General features: G+C 32.6%; 1 tRNA gene. It reads left to right on the top strand.

The annotated features are described in order from the left end of the window. Positions 1-122: 122 nt before the first annotated feature. Positions 123-191, top strand: a tRNA-OTHER gene (locus N1032_RS25995). Positions 192-639 lie beyond the last annotated feature (448 nt).

Raw genomic sequence — 639 nt, forward strand, 5'->3', positions numbered from 1 at the left:
GTCAAACGACTCTCAGATAATTATCGTACCGGACTCTGTTACTAAGAAGATTGGCCCTTTGATAATACAAGGGGTCTTTCTTTTTGCCTTTTCACAAGAAAAACAACGACTATAGTGAAGAAATAGACTTTAGCTCAGAAGGGAGAGCACTAATAATATAGAGGTCACGGGTTCGATTCCCGTAAGTCATATACGTTTCTTTTTTTTCGCATGTATTACAAGGCGTATAATAGAAAAGGAGGTCTATAATGAAACAAGACCATACAACAGAAATCATAGCATTTTTAATCATCTTGATTGGATTTGCCGCAGTATTAATTGCAGGCTATTCAGGATAGAGCATTAAAAGTGCTCATTTTTTTTTTATCTTTTTCACATACAAACGCAAGAAAAACAACGCGTATAATGAACAAATTAAGAACAAAATTTAAGGAGAACATCACTATGTTAAAAATCTTATTTCACTTATTCATGACACTAATCACTAGCGGAGCTTGGCTCATCGTACTATTGGTTATTTGGCTTGTAAAGAACATTTAAGGAGAACAACATGTTAGATATACTTATCGTTATATTGATCGTATTAATTATCAAGAAGAAATTCAAACTATAATGGTTTGATTCTTTTTTCTTTTTATC

The sequence above is a fragment of the Herbiconiux daphne genome, from assembly GCF_024979295.1.
Taxonomy (GTDB): Bacteria; Actinomycetota; Actinomycetes; order Actinomycetales; family Microbacteriaceae; genus Herbiconiux; species Herbiconiux daphnes.